The organism is Streptomyces sp. NPDC037100 (assembly GCF_055606225.1).
Genome location: NZ_JBVJSX010000005.1, coordinates 1 through 16889 on the forward strand (window position 1 = coordinate 1; position 16889 = coordinate 16889).

Here is a 16889-nt window from a genome sequence, read left to right on the forward strand (position 1 = left end):
GCCCCGGCCCGCCCCGCGAGAGGGCTCCTCCCCGGAACGGCAGCGGCCCGGCCCGGGCCCCGCGAGGGGGCTCCGGACCGGGGCGCTGCCGGGGGCCCGGCCCCGCGAGGGGGCTCCGGGCCCGGGTGCGGCCGGTAGGGCTCAGGCGCCGTTGAACTCCGCCGGGTCCGGGCCGATGCGCCGGTCCTCGTTCAGGGCACTGATCGCCGCGAGGTCCTCGTCGTCGAGGCTGAAGTCGAACACCTCGATGTTCTCCTTGATCCGCGACGGCGTCACGGACTTCGGGATCACCACGTTGCCCAGCTGGATGTGCCAGCGCAGCACCACCTGGGCCGGGGTGCGGTCGTGCTTGCGGGCGATGGCCACGATCGCCGGGACCTCCAGCAGGCCCTTGCCCTGGCCGAGCGGGGACCAGGCCTCCGTGGCGATGCCCTGCTGCGCGTGGTACTCACGGGAGGCGGCCTGCTGCAGGTGCGGGTGCAGCTCGATCTGGTTCACGGCCGGGACGACCGACGTCTCGCCGATCAGCTTCTGAAGGTGCTCGGGAAGGAAGTTGGAGACACCGATGGCCCGAATCCGGCCGTCGGCGTGCAGCTTCTCGAACGCCTTGTAGGTGTCGACGTACAGACCCCGCTCCGGCGTCGGCCAGTGGATCAGGTACAGGTCGATGAAGTCCAGGCCGAGCTTGTCCAGCGACGTGTCGAAGGCGCGCAGCGTGGAGTCGTATCCCTGGTCGGCGTTCCAGAGCTTCGTGGTGACGAAGAGCTCCTCGCGGGGCAGACCGGCGGCGGCGATGGCCTTGCCGGTGCCCTCCTCGTTGCCGTAGATCGCCGCGGTGTCGATGCTGCGGTACCCGGCCTCCAGTGCCGTCCCGACGGCCGTCTCGGCCTCGGCGTCCGGCACCTGCCAGACGCCGAAGCCCAGCTGGGGCATCTCGACGCCGTTGTTCAGGATGATCGGGGGGACCTTGCTCACGAGCTCTCGATCCTTCGGTAAGTGGTCAGTGTGCTCCCATCGTCAACGATCACGGGCGGTGATGCATTCCTGACGGGAGAATTCCGAAGCCACACCTGCCCCGCGGGACGGAGGTCACGCCCGGTAGAGCGCGTCGACCTCGTTCTCGTACGCCTTCTCGATGGCCTTCCGCTTCAGCTTGAGGGACGGGGTCAGCAGCCCGTGCTCCTCCGTGAACGGCTGGGCCAGTATGCGGAAGGTGCGGATCGACTCGGCCTGCGAGACGAGGGTGTTGGCGGCGACCACCGCGCGGCGCACCTCCGTCTCCAGATCCGCGTCGCGCACCAGCTCCGCGGGGGACATCTGCGGCTTGGCCCGCATGGCCAGCCAGTGCTCCACGGCCTCCTGGTCGAGGGTGACCAGGGCGGCGATGTACGGGCGGTCGTTGCCGACGACGATGCACTGGTTGACCAGCGGATGGTCCCGGACGCGTTCCTCCAGCACACCGGGCGAAACGCTCTTGCCGCCGGACGTGACCAGGATCTCCTTCTTGCGGCCGGTGATGGTGAGGAAGCCGTCCTCGTCCAGCGCGCCGAGGTCGCCGGTGGCCAGCCAGCCGTCGTGCAGGGTCGCGTCGGTGGCCTTCTGGTTGTTGAGATACCCCTGGAAGACGTTCTCGCCGTGCAGCCAGATCTCACCGTCGTCCGCGATGTGCACGGTCATGCCCGGGATGGGCTGCCCCACCGTGCCGAACCGGGTGCGCCCGGGCGGGTTGGCGGTCGCGGCCGCCGTGGACTCGGTCAGACCGTAGCCCTCGTAGATGTGCACGCCCGCCCCGGCGAAGAACAGCCCGAGGCGGCGGTCCATCGCCGAGCCGCCGGACATGGCGTGCTTGATGCGGCCGCCCATCGCGGCGCGGATCTTGGTGTAGACGAGCTTGTCGAACAGCTGGTGCTGCATGCGCAGGCCCGCCGACGGGCCGGGGCCGGTGCCCCAGGCCTTGGCCTCCATCGCGTCCGCGTACCGGATGGCGATGTCGACGGCCTTCTCGAAGGGGCCGGAGCGGCCCTCCTTCTCGGCCTTGCGGCGGGCCGCGTTGAACACCTTCTCGAAGATGTACGGCACGGCCAGGAAGAACGTCGGCTTGAACGCGGCCAGATCCGGCAGCAGGGCCGCCGCGTTCAGCTGCGGCTGGTGGCCGAACTTCACCTTGCCGCGGATCCCGGCGACCTGGACCATCCGCCCGAAGACGTGCGCGAGCGGCAGGAACAGCAGGGTCGCCGCCTCGTCGCCGCGCCGGGAGTGGAACACCGGCTCCCAGCGCTCGATGACGGTGTCCGCCTCGTACATGAAGTTGCCGTGCGTGATGACACAGCCCTTGGGGCGGCCGGTGGTGCCCGAGGTGTAGATGATCGTGGCGACCGAGTCGGGCGTGACGGCCTGCCGGTGGCGGTGCACCACCTCGTCGTCGAGGTGCGCGCCCGCGTCGTACAGCTCGTGCAGGGCACCGGAGTCCAGCTGCCACAGCCGGCGCAACCGGGGGAGCCGGTCGATGACGGTGGCGATCGTCATCGCGTGGTCCTCGTGCTCCACGACCGCGGCCGTCACCTCGGCGTCGTAGAGCATCCAGAAGCACTGCTCGGCCGAGGACGTCGGATAGACCGGCACGACCTGGGCGCCGATCGTCCACAGCGCGTAGTCGAAGAGGGTCCACTCGTAGCGCGTGCGGGACATGATCGCGACCCGGTCGCCGAACCGGATGCCGCTCGCCAGCAGGCCCTTGGCCAGGGCGAGCACCTCGTCGCGGAACTCGGCGCTGGTGACGTCCTGCCATTGACCGGAGTCGTCCTTGCGGCCCAGCGCGATGTGCTGCGGGTCCTCCTGGGCATGCTCGAAGACCACGTCGGCCAGACCGCCCACCGGAGGTGCCAACGCGGGCGGAGGGTTGGTGAACTCGCGCAAACCCCGCTCCCCGTTCCTCAGCGCTCTTGTCGAGTGACGCCCCGCACAGCGCCGTGAAAGCTACCCCACCCGGCCAGGGGGCGGGAGGGGGTACGGAAGCGCACACCGTTCCGGTCCGCGCTGGTCAGCGAGGGAAAAAGCACTCACATGGGGAAGGGTCGGACACAAACCTGACGGTTGAGTAAGTTTCGGTGCCGTAATCTCCACCGAATCTGTACGAGTCCGGCCGGGGTGCGACGCGCCGCCGAACGGGGTCCCTTCTGTCAGCGGGACGGCGACGGATTCTGTCACTCCACTTCTGTCGGAGGCGACTGTCCGGCCAGGTCAGAGTCCCTTGCGCGCGCTGCCCCGCAGCCGGTCGCCGCCCGCCAGGACCGCCGCTGCCAGGGCGTCCGCCGCGCCCTGGGCGGAGGGGCGGCGCCGGCCGTGGACCAGGACGAAGTCGACCTGCCCCAGTTCCGGCAGCCCCGCCCGGTCAGGGACCCGGACCAGACCCGGCGGGATCAGGCCGCGGGAGTGGGCCATCACGCCGAGACCGGCCCGGGCCGCCGCGACGAGGCCGTTGAGGCTGCCGCTGGTGCACACCACGCGCCAGTCGCGGCCCTGCCGTTCCAGGGCCTCCAGGGCGAGTGCGCGGGTGATGCCGGGCGGCGGGTAGACGATGAGCGGCACCGGGCGGTCCGGGTCGAGCCGGAGACGTTCCGCGCCGATCCACACCAGCCGGTCGTGCCGGACCAGCTCGCCCCGTGGGTCCTCGGGTCGCCGCTTGGCCAGAACCAGATCCAGCTTCCCCGCGGCCAGTTGCTCGTGCAGCGTGCCCGACAGCTCTACCGTCAGTTCCAGGTCGACCTCCGGGTGCTCGTGCCGGAAGCCCTCCAGGATCTCGGGCAGCCGGGTCAGGACGAAGTCCTCCGAGGCGCCGAAACGCAGCCGGCCGCGCAGCCGGGTGCCCGTGAAGAACGCCGTCGCCTGCTCGTGCACCTCCAGGATCCGGCGCGCGAAGCCGAGCATGGCCTCGCCGTCCTCGGTCAGCTCCACGGAGTGCGTGTCCCGGGTGAACAGCGTCCGCCCGGTGGCGCCCTCCAGGCGCCGCACGTGCTGGCTGACCGTCGACTGCCGCACCCCGAGCCGCCGCGCGGCCTGCGTGAAACTCAGCGTCTGCGCCACCGACAGGAAGGTGCGCAGATGGGACGGGTCGTACATGAGCCCAGATTATCGCGGAACGCAATGACAGTGAGAGCGGTATGCGGGATTCCCGATCGCCGGTGGGCGAAGCAGGATGGAAGGGGGCCGCTACTGGCCCGGACCGACCGAAGTGCCAAAGCAAATGGAGCACCGTGAAACGCCTGCGCCGGCCGCATTGGATGCCGATCGACCCCTACATCCTGCTCCTCCTCGGGACGGTCGGCCTCGCCGCACTGTTCCCGGCGCGCGGGCCGGCCGCCGATGTCGCCTCGCGTGCCTCCACGGCGGCGGTCGCCCTGCTCTTCTTCCTGTACGGCGCCCGGCTGTCCACGCGTGAGGCGCTCGACGGGCTGCGGCACTGGCGGCTGCACGTGACGATTCTGGCCTGCACGTTCCTCATCTTCCCGTTGCTCGGCCTCGCGGCCCGCGGGCTGGTGCCGGTGATCCTGACGCACCCGCTCTACCAGGGCCTGCTCTTCCTCACCCTGGTCCCGTCGACCGTCCAGTCGTCGATCGCCTTCACCTCGATGGCCCGCGGCAACGTGCCCGCCGCGATCTGCGCGGGCTCCTTCTCCTCCCTCGTCGGCATCGTCGCCACCCCGCTGCTCGCGGCCTCGCTGCTCGGCGGCGGGGGCGGCTTCTCCGCCGACTCGCTGCTGAAGATCGTGCTGCAACTGCTGGTGCCGTTCCTGGCCGGGCAGTTGCTGCGCCGCTGCGGAGTCAGGAGGGGCCGCGCGAAGCGCGTCGGGCAGGGTGGTGGTGGGCGACGGGAGGGTGGCTTCGCCACGCGCCACAAGCAGGTCCTCGGACTGGTGGACCGTGGCTCGATCCTGCTCGTCGTCTACACCGCGTTCAGCGCGGGCATGGTCCAGGGCATCTGGCACCAGGTCAGCCCGGTGCGGCTCGGCGGCCTGGCCGTCGTGATGGCCGTGATCCTCGCCGTGATGCTGCTGCTCACCTGGTACGGCGGCAAGGCGCTGGGCTTCGGCCGGGCGGACCGGATCGCGATCCAGTTCGCCGGCTCGAAGAAGTCCCTGGCGGCCGGACTGCCCATGGCCGGCGTCCTGTTCGGCGCGCAGGCGGCGCTCGCCGTGCTGCCGCTGATGCTCTTCCACCAGATGCAGCTCATCGTGTGCGCGGTGATCGCCAAGCGGCGCGCGCGGGAGGCGGCGGCGGAGGTCACCGCACCGCAGCCAGTCGCAACGACACGAACCGCGGTCGGTACAGGGAGACGTTCCGGCTGAGCTGGGCGGCGGCGCCCGCCGTCTCCAGCCAGTTGACGTCATAGCTCAGGACGAGTCGCCCGTCACCGCTCAGCACCGGATGCGCCTGCGGGTTGTAGGCGGCCACCTGCCCCTGCGGCAGCGGCGGGCCGAACTCCTTCGCCGGGCCGTGCCACGGCCCGGCCGGGGAGCAGGCCCAGTAGGACGCCACGGTGGTCAGCCCCTTCGGGCCGGCGGCCATCGTGAACAGCACGTACGTACCGCCCTCCCGGACGACCGAGAACGCGCTGCCCACGCCCTTGCGCCGCCCGTCCCCGAGCACCGGCCGGGGGCGGGCGCGGGGCACCCACGCCGAGCCGCTCCAGTACTGCCAGGCCGCCGGATCCGCGAGCGCGCCCTCCGGCACCCGGGCCGCGTACGCGTGCGAGGCGGGCCTGGAGGCGGCCCGGCCGTCGTCACCGCCGAACACATAGGTCCAGCCGCCCTCCTCGACCAGCGTCGTGCCGAACAGCACCCGCCGGGACGGGTCGGGTACCGACTGCTGGCCGAGCACCTCGACGATCGACTCCAGACGCAGCTCGGGCAGCGACAGCGTGGCGACCTCGGTCGCGGTGGGCACCCCGTAGATCCAGGGGGCCTGCCCTGCCGTGCGCACCCACAGCAGCACCCGCAGGACCTGTTCCGGGGAGCCGGGGGAGCGGGGTTCGACGCGTGCGGCGACCGGCCAGCGCCACTGGTTCGGTGCCGGGTCGGCGAACAGCGGGGCGGGCAGGGTGGCCTCGAGCCGGCCGTCGCGCATCAGCACGGCCGAGTTGCGCACCAGCGGCGTGGTGGCGTCCCGCCAGGCGTAGGACTCACCGTGCGGGTTGGGCGGGCCGTACACCCGGCCCAGGAAGGTGTCCGAGAACAGCCACAGCACCCGGCCGTCCGGCAACCGCACCGAGTGGGTGCCGTCGCCACCGGTCCAGTCGTCCGTACGGCTCGCGTCGTCTCCGTAGCGGGCGAACTCGGCGTCGAGGGCGTCGTCCGTGTCCCAGGATCCGACGGTGAGCGCCTCACAGCTGTCGTCGTCGGAACCGTCGCCGCCGGGCAGGGCGATGAGCAGCGCCGCGCCGAGAACCAGGACCAGCAGCAGGCCGATCCCGGTTCCCGTGCGCTGTCGTGCTCGTAATGCTCCTGAGTCGTCGGGCACGTCCCGTGACGTTAGTTGCTGCCGCTCACCCGGTCCATGGGCAGCCACAGCACCGTGCCCCGGGAGGCCGCGCCCGAGGCGCCGGAGGCCAGCTCCTCGTCGCTCAGGGCCCGGTTCCACACCCGGACGTCGTCGATCGCCCCGGTGAGGAACGCCCGGCTGTCCATGCGCTGGCCGATGTGCACGCCGAACGGCGAGTTACGGCTGACCGATCCCGGCACGTCAGCGGCGGCGAGCGGCGTGCCGTCGAGGAACAGCGTCAGCCGCCCGCCGCCCCGGCGCAGCGCCAGGTGGTGCCAGTGGCCGTCGTTGTGGGCGCCGTCGGTCCACACCGAGGCCGACCTGACGGTCGTCGCACCGGACCTGGTGGTGATCAGCGCCCGGACCCGGTCGCTCGCGGGTTCCCCGCGCAGCCAGATCTGCGGCTGGGTGCTGCCGATGCCGCCCATCCACAGGAAGGGCTGCTCGCCGGCCGTGGCCGTGTAGCGGAAGTGCAGCGACGCCGTGAAGTCCCCTTCTCCGAGCGGCAACCTGGACCGGTACGGGAGCCGGACGGCGTCGTCGGCGCCGTCGAAGGACAGTGCGCCGCCCCGGACACCGTCCGTCCGCGCGGCACCGCCGAGCACGGCGGCGGGCCTGCCGCCCGCCGCGGCGTCACGCGTGGTCGGGTCGGCGCCCCGGCGTGGCTTCAGCCAGTCCTCGGTGAAGCGGGCGAAGCGGATCTCGTCGCGCGCGTCGACCGCACCGCCCTCGTACAGCAGCCCCACCGTCGTGCCGCCCAGGGCCGCCATGTCCGAGTAGCCGGACCAGTCCGTGGTGACGACGGTGCCCCGGTCCACGCTCTCCCAGGTGCGCCCGCCGTCGTAGGAGGAGCGGACCATCATCGTGCGGCGGCGGTCGGGGTCGGCCGGAGCGGACAGCAGCATCCGGTGGCCGAGGCGCAGGGTCGCGCCCTGGACCTGCGGGGTGTACAGGTCCGGCAGGTCGCGGAAGGGCGTGGCGAAGCTGTCGCCGCCGTCGAGGCTGAGGGTCTGGGAGCGGTGGCCCAGGTCGGTGCCGTCCTGTTCCCGGCCGCTGACGAGCAGGGCGCCGTCGGCGCGTTCGGTGAGCGTCACCTCGGACGGCTTCTGCCGGAACGTGCCGTCCTGCGCTATGGGCCAGGTGTCCGTGGCGCCGACCCGCCAGGCGTCGCCGCCGTCGTCGCTCACGACGAGCGCGGCGTGGTTGGCGGAGACCCGGCTGCCGTTCCACGTCTCGGTGTTGACGCCGAACACGAGCCGCCCGGCGTGTTTGCCGCGGGTCAGCTGGATGCCGTGCACGGGCCCGGTCGCGTACCAGGAGTTCCAGTCCTCCGGCAGGATCTCGCCGCTCAGGTCGCGCGGCTTCGACCAGGTACGGCCGTCGTCGTCGCTGTACTGCAGGTGCGGGGTGCGGTCGCAGGGGACGGTGCAGTTGCCGGCGTCCGTACGGCCGGTGTTGTACGTCTCGGCCAGCAGGATCCGGCCCGTCCTGCGGTCCACGACGGGCGCCGGGTTGCCGTGCGTGTCGCCCGCGCCCTCGGTGACGACCTGGAGCGGCCCCCAGGTACGGCCGCCGTCGGTGGAGCGCTTGACGACGATGTCGATGTCGGCCGCGTCACCGCAGTTGAGGACACGGCCCTCGGCGAAGGCGAGCAGGGTGCCGCTGGTGGTGCGCACCATCGCCGGGATCCGGAAGCAGGCGTAGCCCGGATCCTGGGACGCCTTGAAGAGCACCTGCTGCTCGAACTCCGTTGAGTCCGTGGCGGGTCGGCTGTGTGCCGGGGCGGTGGGCGCGAGCAGCGCCCCGGCGGCGACGGCGGCTGTCAGGGTGGATCTCAGACGTGCGCGAAGACTTGACGGCATGGTGCGACCTGCCCTTCATGCGTCTGTCGGCTGGACCACCGGGGCGTGGGAGAGGACATCCGGTCATCCGGACATTCCACGTCCAATGTCTGGGCCACAGACGGTACTTGGGTTCACAGACCCCCCACAAGAAGCGTGCGTCAGGGGATCAGGACGACCTTGCCCAGGTTGGACCGCCCCTCGATCTCCGCGTGCGCCTTCGCCGCGTCCTCCAGGGCGAACTCCCCGTGGACGACGGGCCTGAGCTCTCCGGCCGCGAACAGCCGCCACAGTTCCTCACGCCACTGCTCGTACAGCTCCGGCTTGCCCCGGGCGACGCGGGCCATCTGGAACCCGATGACCGACTTGGCGCCCACGAGCAGGTCGTAGGCCTGGATGGCGCCGCCGCCCGAGCTGTACGCAACCAGCCGCCCCTCGGGGACGAGTGCGTGCAGGGCGCGGGTGAGCAGCTCGCCGCCGACCGCGTCCAGGACGTAGTCCACCGGCGTTCCCCAGCTCGCGTCGCCGTAGGAGATGGCGTGGTCGGCGCCGAGACCGCGCACGAAGTCGGCCTTGCCCGGGTCGGATACGGCTCCCACCACGCGTCCGGCGCCGCGCGTCCTCGCCAGCTGTACGGCCAGCTGGCCGACGCCACTCGCGGCCGCCGTGACCAGGGCCGCCTCACCCGGCTCGGGGCGGGCCGCCTCCAGGGCGCCGAGGGCGACCAGGCCGCTGCGGACCAGGGCGACCGCGTCGACGGCGCTCGCGTGTCCCGGGACCGGGGAGGCCATGGCCTCGTGCAGCACCGCGAAGTCCGCGTAGCCGTGGCCGATGCAGAGCCCGGTCACCCGGTCGCCGGTGCCGAAGCGGGTGACGCCCTCCCCGACGGCCGTGACGTGCCCGGCGATCTCGCCGCCGAGCGGGACCGGTTCGGCCGCCTCGGTGACCTTGCGTACGACCGGGAGCGTGACGCCGATCGCCTCCGCGCGCACGAGCAGCTCTCCGGGGCCGGGCACGGGGAGCGGCGCCTCCTCCGTGAAGAGGGGGCCGCCTGGGGATTCGTAGCGGACGCGGCGCATCACACCTCCGGGTCGTTGGTGTCCCAACGAGATCGTTGGGATGCCCAACGGTATAGGAGGATCATAGGGAGAACCAACGATTTCTTGGCTAGGCTGCGGCCATGTCGGAAGCTCCCCTCCCCGCGATCCGCTCCCTGCCCAGCTGGCTGCTCGGCCGCGCCGCCGCCCGCGGCCGGGCCCTGGTGGTCGAGGCGCTGGCGGAGGAGGACATGCGGATGTGGCACCACGTGGTGCTGTCCGCCGTCCGCGACCTCGCCCCCGTGGCCCAGGCGGATCTCGCCCGCGGAGTCCGGCTGGACCCCAAGGACCTCGTCGGCGTGCTCGACGATCTCCAGTCGGCGGGTCTGGTGGTACGCGAGCCGGACCCGCGGGACCGCCGCAAGAACGCGGTGTCCCTCACCCCGCGGGGAGCCCGGCTGCTGAAGCGCTGCGAGAAGGCGGCCCGCGCCGCCAACGACGAACTGCTCGCACCGCTGTCGCCGGCCGAGCGGCAGCAGTTCACGGCGATGCTGGCCCGGATATCGGGTACGGCCGACTGAGGGCCCGGCCGGGGCCTGTCTTCGCGCCGGCAGGCCGAGACGAGGTCCTTCTCACCGAGCGGGGAACCGCCGTCGCTCTCATGGCCGCTCGATCACGGGGTGTCAGGGCAGGCCGAGCCAAGTCCCGGGCGGGTCTTCGTGAGGGCAGGCCGAGACGGGGCCCCTGCGGCGCAGGGGGCGCTCCCCGCCGGTCGGGGCCCCGCCGCCGTGCAGCGGAGGAACCTGCTCAGCCCTGGGCGGCCGCGGCCGGCAGGGCGATGCGGTCCCCACCCGCGTACACGTTCATGGAGCTGCCCCGCAGGAAGCCCACCAGCGTCAGGCCCGCCTCGGCGGCCAGGTCCACCGCCAGCGAGGACGGCGCCGACACGGCAGCCAGGACGGGTATGCCGGCCATCACGGCCTTCTGCGCCAGCTCGAAGGAGGCCCGGCCCGACACGAGCAGGATCGCCCGCGACAGCGGCAGCTCCCCGTTCTGCAGGGCACGGCCGACCAGCTTGTCGACCGCGTTGTGCCGGCCCACGTCCTCCCGGACGTCCAGCAGCTCCCCCTCCTCCGAGAACAGGGCCGCCGCGTGCAGGCCACCGGTCCGGTCGAAGACCCGCTGGGCGGCGCGCAGCCGGTCGGGGAGGCTCGCGAGCAGCTCGGGGGAGACCCGGACCGGGGGAATGTCGGCGACGGGCCACCGGGCCGTGGTGCGCACCACGTCCAGCGACGCCTTGCCGCACAGGCCGCAGGAGGACGTGGTGTAGACGTTGCGCTCCAGGGTGATGTCCGGGATCACCACGCCCGGGGCCGTCTTCACGTCGACCACGTTGTACGTGTTCGAGCCTCCCCCACTCTCGGCTCCGCTCGAGCGGGAGGTGCCCCCAGCCGTCGCCCCGGCGCAGTAGACGATGTTCTGCAGGTCCTGCTGCCCGGCCAGCACCCCCTCGCTCACCAGGAAGCCCGCCGCCAGCGCGAAGTCGTCGCCCGGGGTGCGCATGGTGATCGCCAGGGGCTTGCCGTTGAGCCGGATCTCCATCGGCTCCTCGGCGACGAGGGTGTCCGGGCGGTCGGAGACCACCCCGTCCCTGATGCGGATCACCTTGCGTCGTTCCGTGACTCGTCCCATGTCCTGATCAGCCCCGGTTCTGTACGTGCTGGTAGCCGAAGCGGCCCTTGATGCAGAGGTTGCCGTGGGTCACCGGGTTGTCGTGCGGCGAGGTGACCTTCACGATCTCATTGTCCTGCACGTGCAGCGTCAGGTTGCAGCCCACTCCGCAGTACGCGCACACCGTGGTCGTCTCCGTCTGCCGCGACTCGTCCCAGGTACCCGCCGCGCGCATGTCGAACTCGGACTTGAAGGACAGTGCCCCGGTCGGGCACACCTCGATGCAGTTCCCGCAGTACACGCACGCCGAGTCGGTCAGCGGCGCGTCGTGCTCCACGGCGATCCGGGCGTCGAAGCCGCGCCCGGCGACCGAGATCGCAAAGGAGTTCTGCCACTGGTCGCCACAGGCGTCGACGCATTTGTAGCAGAGGATGCACTTGTCGTAATCGCGGACATAAAGATCGTTGTCGACCCTCGGCTCCTCGTTCAGCCGCGCCGCGTCCGGACCAAAACGGTCCGGCTTCGCCTCGTACTCCTTGAGCCACCCGGCGACCTTCGGTGTCGTCGACAGGTCGACCGAGGACGCGAGCAGCTCGAGGACGACCTTGCGGCTGTGCCGGGCGCGCTCGGTGTCCGTACGGACCTCCATGCCCGGCTCGGCCTTGCGGGAGCAGGCAGGGACGAGGGTGCGGGCCCCCTCGACCTCCACGACACACACCCGGCAGGCGTTCTTCGGGCGCAGGGTGTCGCCCTCGCACAGGGTCGGGATGTCCTTCCCGGCCGCCCGGCACGCGTCCAGGATCGTCGAACCCTCGGGAACCCGCGCCTCCTCCCCGTCGATGGTGAACTCCAGCATGCGGCGCGGGATCCCCAGCGGTGTGACGGTCATTCGTACGCCCCCAGACGGTCGACGGCGGATTCCACGGCGTTCCACGCGGTCTGCCCGAGACCGCAGATCGAGGCGTCCCGCATGGCGCGACCCACCTCCCGCAGCAGTGCGATGTCGCCGGCGGCCTCGGCGCCCGTGCGCTCCACGATCCGGTGCAGCGCCTCCTCCTGCCGCGCCGTCCCGACGCGGCAGGGCACGCACTGCCCGCACGACTCGTCCCGGAAGAACTCCGCGATGCGCAGCAGCAGCCGGGGCAGCGGCACGCTGTCGTCGAAGGCCATGACGACCCCCGAGCCGAGCGTCGTCCCCGCCTCCCGCGTCCCTTCGAAGGTGAGCGGCACGTCCAGCTCGTCGGCCCGTACGAAACCGCCGGCCGCCCCGCCGAGCAGCACCGCCCGCAGCCCCTCGCGCACCCCGGCCAGGGCGAGCACCTCGCCGAGCGTCGCGCCGAACGGCACCTCGTAGACACCGGCCCGCTCCACACTCCCCGACACGCAGAACAGCTTCGGCCCGGTGGAGCGCCCGGTGCCGATCGCCGCGTAGGCCGGGGCGCCCATGGTCAGGATCGGCAGGACGTTGACCAGGGTCTCGACGTTGTTCTCGACCGTCGGCTTGCCGAACAGGCCCTTCTCCACCGGGAACGGCGGCTTGGAGCGGGGCTCGCCCCGATAGCCCTCGATGGAGTTGAACAGGGCCGTCTCCTCACCGCAGATGTAGGCGCCCGCGCCGCGCCGGATCTCGATGTCGAAGGCGTAGCCCTGCCCGAGGACGTCGTCACCGAGCAGTCCGCGGGCACGGGCCTGCGCGATCGCGTGCTCCAGCAGGCGCAGGGCGCGCGGGTACTCGCCGCGCAGGTAGAGGTACCCCTTGTGGGCGCCGGTCGCGTATCCGGCGATCGTCATCGCCTCGACCAGGGCGTACGGGTCGCCCTCCATGAGCACGCGGTCCTTGAAGGTGCCCGGCTCGGACTCGTCGGCGTTGCAGACGAGGTAGTGCGGACGGTCGGGCTGGGAGGCCGTGGCCTGCCACTTGCGGCCGGTGGGGAAGGCGGCGCCGCCGCGTCCGACCAGGCCCGAGCCGGTGACCTCGCGGATGACCCCGGACGGCCCCAGTTCGAAGGCCCTGCGCAGAGCGGCGTAGCCGCCGTGGGCGCGGTAGTCGTCGAGGGACGACGGGTCGGCCACGCCGACGCGGTGCAGCAGCATCAGCCCGTCCTGCCCGGCCTGGGGCACCGCCAGAGCGGCCGGCGGCTCCTCGGGCGCGGAGCCGGGCGAGCTCGCCGCGAGCACGGCGGCCCGGACGGTCGCCGGCGCCGAGACCGCCGTACGGACAGGGTCCCCCGCCTTGATCGCGAGCGCCGCCGGGGCGCGTTCGCACAGGCCCAGGCACGGGCTGCGCTCGACACTCACCCCGCTGCCGAGGCCCAGCCGCTCCTCGATCCCGGCGCACAGCTTTGGCGCCCCGGCCGCCGCGCACGCCAGGTCCGTGCACACGTGGAGCACGGTCGCCGGACGCGGCTCGACCGAGAACATGGCGTAGAAGGTGGCGACCCCGTAGGCCTCCGCCGGCGGCACCGTCAGCCGCCGGCACAGGTAGTCGAGGGCGCCCTCGCTGATCCAGCCGATCCGGTCGTTGACGGCGTGCAGCCCCGGCAGCAGCAGGTCGCGGCGGTCCCGGGCCTCGCGCCCGCCACGCGCCCACCTCAGATCGGCGGCTCGCATCTCGTCGCGGGCGGCTCCCTCCCAGGAGGACTCGGGAGGCCCGAGCAGGGCGTCGACGGCCGCCCGTTCCTCGTCCGTCGGTTTGCTGTCACCGAAGTGCAGGTCCACGTACGTTTCACCCCACGATGGTCGCAATGGGCAGCTTCTCGATCCGGATCGCCGACGCCTTGAACTCCGCCGTTCCCGCGATCGGGCAGTTCGCCTCGATCGTCAGCGAGTTGGTGTCCACCTCGTCCGGGAAGTGCATGGTCATGAAGGCGAGCCCCGGTCGCAGCGCGGGGTCCACCCACACCGGCGCCGTGACCGAGCCGCGCCGGGAGGTCACCCGGACGTGCTCGCCGACCACGACCCCGTAGCGTTCGGCGTCCTCCGGGCTCAGCTCGACGAACTCGCCGCGCCTGAGCGGCGAGGCGTAACCGCCGCTCTGCACCCCGGTGTTGTACGAGTCGAGCCGCCGCCCGGTGGTGAGCCGGATCGGGTACCGCTCGTCGGTGAGGTCCACGGGCGGGTCGTGCCGCACGAGGCCGAAGGGCGCGAGCCGGCCGCGCTTCGACGGGTCCCGTTCCCACAACCTGCCGTGCAGATAGGTCGGTTCGAGCTCGTCCGTGCTCGGACAGGGCCACTGGATGCCCTGGTGCGCCTCCAGGCGCTCGTACGTCATGCCGTAGTGGTCGGGTGAGACCGAGCGGAGTTCGTTCCAGACGGTCTCGGCGTCGGCGTACTTCCAGTCGTGGCCGAGGCGGGCCGCGAGGTCGCAGATGATGTCGATGTCCTCGCGAGCCTCACCGGGCGGGGTGACGGCCTTGCGGACGCGCTGCACCCGCCGCTCGCTGTTGGTGGTCGTGCCGTCGGTCTCCGCCCAGCCGGCGGTGGCCGGCAGGACGACGTCCGCGAGCTCGGCGGTCTTCGTGAGGAAGATGTCCTGGACCACCAGGAAGTCGAGGGCCTTCAAGCGCCGCACGGCCTGCTCGCTGTCGGCCTCCGACTGGGCCGGGTTCTCGCCGATGCAGTAGACGGCCTTGAGCGTGCCGTCCCCCATGGCCTCGAACATCTCCGTGAGGTTCAGGCCGTAGTGCGGCTGGATCACGGTGTCCCAGGCCGACTCGAACTTGATCCGCACATCCGGGTCGAGGATGTCCTGGAACCCGGGCAGGCGGTTGGGGATCGCGCCCATGTCGCCGCCGCCCTGCACGTTGTTCTGCCCGCGCAGCGGCTGCAGGCCCGAGCCGTAGCGGCCGACGTGCCCGGTGAGCAGGGACAGGTTGATCAGGGCGCGGACGTTGTCGGTGCCGTTGTGGTGCTCGGTGATGCCGAGGGTCCAGCACAACTGGGCCCGTTCGGCACGGGCGTAGGCGTGCGCCAGCTCCCGGATCGCCGCGGCCGGTACGCCCGTCACCTTCTCGGCGAGCGACAGCGTCCACGGCTCGACCAGTGCCCTGTACTCGTCGAAGCCGCTGGTCGCCCGCTCGATGAACGCCTCGTTCGCGAGCCCCGCGTGAATGATCTCGCGGCCGATCGCGTGCGCCATCGGAATGTCCGTGCCGACGTTGAGCCCCATCCAGCTCTCCGCCCACTCGGCGGTCGACGTCCGGCGTGGATCGACCACGTACATCCGGGCGCCGTTCCTGATCCCCTTCAGCACGTGCTGGAAGAAGATCGGGTGCGCGAACCGGGCGTTGGAGCCCCACATCACGATGACGTCGGTGTGCTCGATCTCCTCGTACGACGACGTCCCGCCGCCCGATCCGAACGCCGCCGACAGGCCCGCCACGCTCGGGGCGTGACAGGTGCGGTTGCAGGAGTCGACGTTGTTGGTGCCCATGACGACCCGGGCGAACTTCTGCGCCACGTAGTTCATCTCGTTGGTGGCGCGGGCGCAGCTGAACATGCCGAAGGCGTCGCGGTTGCGCCCGAGGCCCCGGGCGGCACGGTCCAGGGCCTCCTCCCAGGTGGCCTGCCGGAACGGCTCGTCGCGGGAGTCCCGGACGAGCGGGTGGCTGAGCCGGGTGTAGGTCTTGGGGGTCCGGTCGCGTTTCCTCATGCGGCGCTCCTCAGCGCGAGCAGGTCCGAGATGGCGTGCACGGTGCGCAGGGTGGGCACCTCCACGCCGGTGATCTCCGCCAGCTCGACGACCGCCGCGAGCAGCACGTCGAGTTCGAGCGGCTTGCCGCGCTCCAGGTCCTGGAGCGTGGAGGTGCGGTGGTCGCCGACCCGCTCGGCACCGGCGAGCCGGCGCTCGATGGAGACACCGACCTCGCAGCCGAGGGCCTCGGCGACCGCCAGCGTCTCGGTCATCATGATCTCGATGACCTTGCGGGTGCCGCCGTGCAGGCACATCTGCCGCATGGTCGCGCGGGCCAGGGCGCTGATCGGGTTGAAGGAGATGTTGCCGAGCAGCTTGACCCAGATGTCGCCGCGCAGGTCGGGTTCGACGGGGCACTTCAGGCCGCCCGCCTGCATGGCCTCGCCGAATTCGAGACAGCGGGCCGAGCGGCTGCGGTCGGGCTCGCCGATGGAGAACCGCGTGCCCTCCAAGTGCCGTACCACGCCCGGCCCTTCGAGTTCGGTCGCCGCGTAGACGACACAGCCGACGGCCCGTTCGGGCGCGAGCACCGCACTGACCGCGCCGTCCGGGTCGACACTCTCGACACGGTGGCCGTCGTACGGGCCGCCGTGCCGGTGGAAGTACCACCAGGGGATGCCGTTCTGGGCCGCGACGACCGAGGTCGTCGGGTGCAGCAACGGCGTGATCAGCGGCCCGCACGCCGCGTACGCGTTGGCCTTCAGGCCCAGGAAGACATGGTCGACCGGGCCGACTTCGGCCGGGTCGTCGGTGGCGTGGGGGCGCGCGGTGAAGTCGCCGCGTGGACTGCGCACCCGGACTCCGTGCTGCCTCATGGCCGTCAGATGCGGTCCACGGGCGATGAGATGCACCTCGGCGCCCGCGCGGTGGAGCGCGGCGCCGACGTAGGCGCCGATGGCACCGGCGCCGAGAACTGCGACTTTCACGGGAACACTCCGTTCGGTTCGAGGGATACCGCGGAGGTGGCTGCCGTCCCGCCGCTCACGGGTCGCGTATGGCTCACGGCGGCTTGTGTCGACGAAATATTGTCTACAGTATGGAGGTTGGGTGGGCAAGGGTGCGCGCGCCGACCGTTCGGCGCATGCCGGATACCGTTCACCGCATACGGTC

13 protein-coding genes are annotated in these 16889 nt (G+C 71.8%); 2 read left to right on the top strand and 11 right to left on the bottom strand.

Going from position 1 to position 16889, the window contains the following annotated elements; all coding sequences use genetic code 11:
- Window positions 1-141 precede the first annotated feature (141 nt).
- From ACZ7EG_RS17470 to ACZ7EG_RS17480, 3 genes are all read right to left on the bottom strand, one after another.
- A complete protein-coding gene (locus ACZ7EG_RS17470) occupies window positions 142-933 on the bottom strand; it encodes an aldo/keto reductase (protein ID WP_471080358.1) in 792 nt (263 codons plus the stop codon).
- Between the two features lie 156 nt (window positions 934-1089).
- Window positions 1090-2916 (bottom strand): AMP-dependent synthetase/ligase, encoded by a 1827-nt coding sequence (locus ACZ7EG_RS17475; protein WP_471078876.1) that lies wholly within the window; start codon window positions 2914-2916, stop codon window positions 1090-1092.
- Window positions 2917-3240: 324 nt separating this feature from the next.
- The gene (locus tag ACZ7EG_RS17480) at window positions 3241-4119 is read right to left on the bottom strand and encodes a LysR substrate-binding domain-containing protein (RefSeq protein ID WP_471078879.1); all 879 of its coding nucleotides are present in this window, start codon (window positions 4117-4119) and stop codon (window positions 3241-3243) included.
- Window positions 4120-4280: 161 nt separating this feature from the next.
- Between ACZ7EG_RS17480 and ACZ7EG_RS17485 the strand changes: the two genes are divergently transcribed.
- Window positions 4281-5345 (top strand): bile acid:sodium symporter family protein, encoded by a 1065-nt coding sequence (locus tag ACZ7EG_RS17485; protein ID WP_471080361.1) that lies wholly within the window; start codon window positions 4281-4283, stop codon window positions 5343-5345.
- Here ACZ7EG_RS17485 and ACZ7EG_RS17490 read toward each other — a convergent pair.
- The 3 genes from ACZ7EG_RS17490 to ACZ7EG_RS17500 form a co-directional block, all read right to left on the bottom strand.
- The gene (locus tag ACZ7EG_RS17490) at window positions 5281-6516 is read right to left on the bottom strand and encodes a DUF4185 domain-containing protein (RefSeq protein ID WP_471078882.1); all 1236 of its coding nucleotides are present in this window, start codon (window positions 6514-6516) and stop codon (window positions 5281-5283) included. The genes ACZ7EG_RS17485 and ACZ7EG_RS17490 overlap by 65 nt on opposite strands.
- Window positions 6517-6527: 11 nt before the next feature.
- Window positions 6528-8399, bottom strand: a complete 1872-nt coding sequence (locus ACZ7EG_RS17495) for an exo-alpha-sialidase (protein WP_471078885.1) — start codon at window positions 8397-8399, stop codon at window positions 6528-6530.
- A 140-nt stretch (window positions 8400-8539) separates the two neighbouring features.
- Window positions 8540-9457, bottom strand: coding sequence for a quinone oxidoreductase family protein (locus tag ACZ7EG_RS17500; protein WP_471078888.1), 918 nt, complete (start codon window positions 9455-9457; stop codon window positions 8540-8542).
- A 101-nt stretch (window positions 9458-9558) separates the two neighbouring features.
- Here ACZ7EG_RS17500 and ACZ7EG_RS17505 point away from each other — a divergent pair, with 101 nt between their 5' ends.
- Window positions 9559-9996 (top strand): MarR family winged helix-turn-helix transcriptional regulator, encoded by a 438-nt coding sequence (locus ACZ7EG_RS17505; protein WP_471078891.1) that lies wholly within the window; start codon window positions 9559-9561, stop codon window positions 9994-9996.
- 226 nt (window positions 9997-10222) lie between these two features.
- Here ACZ7EG_RS17505 and fdhD read toward each other — a convergent pair whose 3' ends face one another.
- From fdhD to ACZ7EG_RS17530, 5 genes are read right to left on the bottom strand one after another with little or no spacing between them, the layout of a single operon-like run.
- Complete coding sequence (gene fdhD, locus ACZ7EG_RS17510) at window positions 10223-11107, bottom strand: formate dehydrogenase accessory sulfurtransferase FdhD (protein WP_471078894.1); 885 nt, start codon at window positions 11105-11107, stop codon at window positions 10223-10225.
- A gap of 7 nt (window positions 11108-11114) precedes the next feature.
- Complete coding sequence (locus ACZ7EG_RS17515) at window positions 11115-11975, bottom strand: 2Fe-2S iron-sulfur cluster-binding protein (RefSeq protein ID WP_471078897.1); 861 nt, start codon at window positions 11973-11975, stop codon at window positions 11115-11117.
- A complete protein-coding gene (locus ACZ7EG_RS17520; RefSeq protein WP_471078900.1) occupies window positions 11972-13804 on the bottom strand; it encodes an NAD(P)H-dependent oxidoreductase subunit E in 1833 nt (610 codons plus the stop codon). The genes ACZ7EG_RS17515 and ACZ7EG_RS17520 overlap by 4 nt, the downstream gene beginning before the upstream one ends.
- A 7-nt stretch (window positions 13805-13811) precedes the next feature.
- Window positions 13812-15737, bottom strand: a complete 1926-nt coding sequence (locus ACZ7EG_RS17525) for a molybdopterin oxidoreductase family protein (protein ID WP_471078903.1) — start codon at window positions 15735-15737, stop codon at window positions 13812-13814.
- Window positions 15734-16705, bottom strand: coding sequence for a 2-dehydropantoate 2-reductase (locus ACZ7EG_RS17530; RefSeq protein WP_471078906.1), 972 nt, complete (start codon window positions 16703-16705; stop codon window positions 15734-15736). The genes ACZ7EG_RS17525 and ACZ7EG_RS17530 overlap by 4 nt, the downstream gene beginning before the upstream one ends.
- Window positions 16706-16889: the final 184 nt, after the last annotated feature.

What these genes read in the sequence shown, in the direction of transcription:
- ACZ7EG_RS17470 (WP_471080358.1), bottom strand. Translation starts at nt 933, where the DNA reads ATGCCCCAGCTGGGCTTCGGCGTCTGGCAGGTGCCGGACGCCGAGGCC.
- ACZ7EG_RS17480 (WP_471078879.1), bottom strand. Translation starts at nt 4,119, where the DNA reads ATGTACGACCCGTCCCATCTGCGCACCTTCCTGTCGGTGGCGCAGACG.
- ACZ7EG_RS17485 (WP_471080361.1), top strand. Translation starts at nt 4,281, where the DNA reads ATGCCGATCGACCCCTACATCCTGCTCCTCCTCGGGACGGTCGGCCTC.
- ACZ7EG_RS17495 (WP_471078885.1), bottom strand. Translation starts at nt 8,399, where the DNA reads ATGCCGTCAAGTCTTCGCGCACGTCTGAGATCCACCCTGACAGCCGCC.
- ACZ7EG_RS17500 (WP_471078888.1), bottom strand. Translation starts at nt 9,457, where the DNA reads ATGCGCCGCGTCCGCTACGAATCCCCAGGCGGCCCCCTCTTCACGGAG.
- ACZ7EG_RS17505 (WP_471078891.1), top strand. Translation starts at nt 9,559, where the DNA reads ATGTCGGAAGCTCCCCTCCCCGCGATCCGCTCCCTGCCCAGCTGGCTG.
- fdhD (WP_471078894.1), bottom strand. Translation starts at nt 11,107, where the DNA reads ATGGGACGAGTCACGGAACGACGCAAGGTGATCCGCATCAGGGACGGG.
- ACZ7EG_RS17515 (WP_471078897.1), bottom strand. Translation starts at nt 11,975, where the DNA reads ATGACCGTCACACCGCTGGGGATCCCGCGCCGCATGCTGGAGTTCACC.
- ACZ7EG_RS17525 (WP_471078903.1), bottom strand. Translation starts at nt 15,737, where the DNA reads ATGAGGAAACGCGACCGGACCCCCAAGACCTACACCCGGCTCAGCCAC.